Raw genomic sequence first — 4,129 nt, 5'->3', positions numbered from 1 at the left:
GTTTTAAATTTGCGCCTGCATGCACCGCAGTGTCGTCAAGCGCGCGACTCCACGAACGGCAAAAGCAAACTATGACGGCAGCTGCTAAGCAAAGCTCAATTCACGCCCATACCCGCAAGCAGCCTAATTTCCGCTCGCATACGCAGATAAGGCGCTCGGATCCTCAGGAGCGAACCGATCGTCCGAGATAGCGTCATCCTCGCCCGAAAGTACGCTCATCGCGCTGATACGCGAGATCAGCAGTCGATCCTCGGCGATGTCGGCGCGATCCGAGCCGATAGTAAGCGACGTAATCGCCGTGCGCCCGATGACCGCGCGCCCGCCGTCCATCGTGCGAAGCCCCCAGATGTCGTGCAACACCGCAGGCTTGCCGTCCACCTGCCCTACGTAGAGCATCACGTGGCCGGGCATATACAACAGGGTTTTATACGCCACGCCGTTTTTATCGATGAAGCTAAGCTTTTCATCCGCGCTCATCCCTGCCAGCGAAAAACGCTCGCCGCGGCCCGATTGCGCCTTAGAATTTCGCGGCAGCCACAGCCCGAAATTTGCCAAAAAGTCTTTCGTCATAAGCGAGCAATCGCGAAGAAATTTATACCCGCCCCAGCCGTATTTCTGCCCAAGCAGGCTAGCGGCTACGATTTTTGAGTTCTGCTCATCAAGCGGCGCGGGCCAAAGTCTCGCATCTTCCGCGCTAACGAAATATCTCTTGCCACCAAACTGAGTTAAAATTTCGCCGCTAAATACGCTCCGCACGCCGAGCGTACCGCCAAGATCGCGCTCGCCGCTAAAATCATACGGCAGGATCGTGCCGGTACGCGCCCTAAAAAGCTCCGCACCGTTTTCGTCATAAACGGCGGCGCCCTCGCGCAGGATCGTTATAAATTTAGAATTTGCGTAAATATCTGCCTGCTGAGGACTGATGCGCTTTATCGCGTCGCTTCTGATCCAGCCCCACACGCCGTCGTTGCGCACGAACGCCCACGCGCCGTCTCTGCTGTAATGCGACAGCAGCATCGGATAGCCCACGCTCACGGCGGAATTTGCGGCGTAATCAAACGGCTCGCCCTCCCCCGGCTCGCTCGGATCGCCGAAAATCGGCAGATCGCTTGGGATATTTCGCAGCAACGCGTTTTTTACCGTTATAGCGGGCGCGGAGATCAGCCCGAACGCCTCTTCGTTCGCGTTTATGCGGATACTTTGATAGATCGCATCGTCGTATATCCTGCCTGCGGCGTCAAAGTGGCGCCCCTTGGCGTAATTAAGCCCCCAAAACGTATCGATTTCCGCCTTCACGGGCGCATCGTCAAACCAAATTTTAAAATAGCGGCTCTTAAACGCGCTTCCGCTTATGTTTTGCACCGACGCAGGAGCGGGCAGCCGCTCGCTGTTTTGAGCGTATTCGAGATCCAAAACAGCGGGATTTTCCGGGATAAATTTATGGACGGTTTTACCGCAACCTGCAAGGATTAAAGCCGCGAAGATGAGAGATACTAATCGTTTCAAACAAAATGCCTTTTAAAAAATTTTGGCTATAATTTTGCCAAAAAATAGGAAAAAACTTGATAAATTTCATCATCCAAAAGCTAAAAGATCGCAATATTTTCATCACGGGCGGCGCAGGCGTGGGCAAAAGCTACGTAATAAAAGAGCTCATCGAAAACTACCGCGCTCGCGGCAAGCTCGTCATCGTACTCGGCAGCACCGGCATCAGCGCCGTAGAGATCGGCGGCGTGACCGTGCATAGCTTCTTCCGCTTCGGCATTTGCAAAAACCACGAGGAGTTAAAAAGCTTCGATCGCAAACAAAGCGGCAAACTAAGCGAGCTGCGAAAAATTTTAGCCCTCGCAGATCTCATCGTGATCGATGAAATTTCGATGATCGGCGCCGAGCTTTTCGAGATGATCTATCTTAGAATTTCAAATTCTAAATTTAACGGACGGCTGCTCGTTACGGGCGATTTTTATCAGCTTCCGCCGGTGCGCAAAGAGGGCGAGAGCACGCCGCGCGCGAGCCTATTTAGCGACTCGGATTACGCCTTCGGCTCGTACGCGTGGAGGCAGTGCGAGTTTTTTTACGTCGAGATGATAGGCTCCAAGCGCACCGCGGATGCGGCGCTATACCGCCTGCTTTGCGAGCTGCGGCTCGGCATCGCAAGCGAGCAGACGGCGGAGCTGATGCGATCTTTGCTCATCGATGCCGCGCGAGCTGATCCGAACGCTACGATAATCTCGGGACGAAACGCCGAAGTAGATGCGATAAACAACTCCAGGCTAGCCAAGCTTAATGCGCCGCAAAGCAGCTTTGAGGGCGTTTATGAAGCGCTGCAAAGCGGAGTGAGCGAGCAGAAAATTCAAAAATGGATCGCCTTGCTAAATACGCCGCAAAGTCTGACGCTAAAAGAAGGCGCAAAGGTGCTGTTTACCGCAAACAAAAGCGGCGAGTTTTTTAACGGCGAGCAAGGCGTCGTCGAAAAGATCGAAAAAAGCTCCGGCGGCGAAATCGAAAGCGTGGTCGTAAAAAAGCCCTCTGGCATACTAAGCCGCGTGGGGCTGCAAACATACGAACTAAGCGAGATCGCCGCAAGCGGCGCGGATGCCGAGCAGGTCGTGCTGGCGCGGTATTATCAGTTCCCGCTCAAGCTCGCATATGCTATCACGATCCACAAATCCCAAGGCATGAGCATCCCGCAGCTCATCTGCGACATCGACAGGATCTTTGCCAAGGGGCAGCTCTACGTGGCGCTTTCGCGCGCGACGAGCCTTGCGGGGCTCGGGGTGATATATACGCGCACGGAGCCCTTGCTACGGTATTTACAGCGCAGCGCAAGCGCGGACGAGGCGGTAGTGAAATTTTATCAAGAGAACGAATTTTATAAAATTTCGGATCAAAAAATTTAAGGAAACGTATGCAACTAGACAAAGCGATAGCGCTAAGTAGAGCCAAACAAAAAAAGTGCATTTGCAAGGTAGTGATGATCTATGCCAAGATAGCATTTTTGTATCTGTTTCCATTTATAGTGATGTTTTCGATCGATGCGGTATTTAAAACAGACGACGATACGGATTACAAGATGATCGAAGTCTATCTTATCTACGCGGTGCTTTTAATTTGTTACGTTGCTTATATTTACGACGACATTACAGGCGCCACTTATGAATATAAACTATTTTACAAAAAAGTTTTGGTGCGCACGGCGATCTCACAGGCGTATCCGCAGCTTACTTATTCGCCAGGCCGTGGCATAAGCGCGAAGGAATTCAGGAGAGCGGGAATATTTGCAAATTCCGATTTTATCGGCGAAGATGAGATAAAAGGCGAATGGGATGGGGTAAAATTTAGCCTCAGCGAGGCGATTAGAATCAAAAAGAACTACGATCTGGGCATAGACAATACTTATGTGAAGCTAGCTTCGCTTGCGATGAGCTTATATGATGCGTATATGGATTTTAGCGGTAGCGTGCTGATATGCGAGTTTGGTAAGAAATTTTACTCCCGAACCATCTTGGCAAGCCGCGAGCTGAATACAAAAATTTTAGGCGAGAAGGAGCTAATGGACAACGTCATTTTTAATAGCGAATTTCGCGTGTTTGCTGACGACAAGGTCGAAGCTCGCTATCTATTGACGCCTACGTTGATGGAGCGACTAAATGAGCTGAAGCGATACTATTATAAATTTAGCATCAGTGCGGCATTTATGGATAATAAATTTTACCTATTTCTAAACGGCGCGCCGAACCGCTTCGAAACAGAGCTATTTAGCATACCTCCTACTACCGGAACAACGTATGCTCATCAATACGAACTGTCTGAAATTTTAGAATTAGTAAGCGAGCTGGGTCACATAACCGGAGAGCTAGAAAGCAAAATTTAATCAGCCCGCGTAGTTTAAATTTAACGGGCTAAATTTGACCGCCCTATTACAGTCCCGCTTCGGCTCTTAGCCGCGCAGCATACATCTCGCGTAGGCGCGGTACGTATTTGCCGACTGTGCCGCCGCCGACCTGCCTGCCGTCTGCCTTTACGATCGGCAGCACCATCAGCGTCGCCGCGCTGATAAAGGCCTCATCGGCCTCATAAACCTCGCTCATTCCAAACGCTCGCTGCTGCACACTAAGCCCCACCTGCT

General features: G+C 51.2%; 3 protein-coding genes and 1 pseudogene. 2 read left to right on the top strand and 2 right to left on the bottom strand.

The window, feature by feature from the left end; translation table 11 throughout:
• Positions 1 to 123: 123 nt before the first annotated feature.
• A complete protein-coding gene (locus Q0236_RS05860; protein WP_297915993.1) occupies positions 124 to 1,506 on the bottom strand; it encodes an SH3 domain-containing C40 family peptidase in 1,383 nt (460 codons plus the stop codon).
• 56 nt (positions 1,507 to 1,562) lie between these two features.
• Between Q0236_RS05860 and Q0236_RS05855 the strand changes: the two genes are divergently transcribed.
• The gene (locus Q0236_RS05855) at positions 1,563 to 2,900 is read left to right on the top strand and encodes an ATP-dependent RecD-like DNA helicase (protein ID WP_297915991.1); all 1,338 of its coding nucleotides are present in this window, start codon (positions 1,563 to 1,565) and stop codon (positions 2,898 to 2,900) included.
• An 8-nt stretch (positions 2,901 to 2,908) separates the two neighbouring features.
• Positions 2,909 to 3,874, top strand: a complete 966-nt coding sequence (locus Q0236_RS05850) for a DUF3137 domain-containing protein (RefSeq protein ID WP_297915989.1) — start codon at positions 2,909 to 2,911, stop codon at positions 3,872 to 3,874.
• 46 nt (positions 3,875 to 3,920) lie between these two features.
• Here Q0236_RS05850 and Q0236_RS05845 read toward each other — a convergent pair.
• A pseudogene (locus Q0236_RS05845) lies at positions 3,921 to 4,129 on the bottom strand (D-amino acid aminotransferase); the annotation flags it as partial.

Source organism: uncultured Campylobacter sp., from assembly GCF_938031315.1.
Lineage (GTDB): Bacteria > Campylobacterota > Campylobacteria > Campylobacterales > Campylobacteraceae > Campylobacter_B.
The sequence above is the reverse complement of the archived record's forward strand: the minus strand, read 5'-3'. Positions and strand labels throughout refer to the sequence as shown.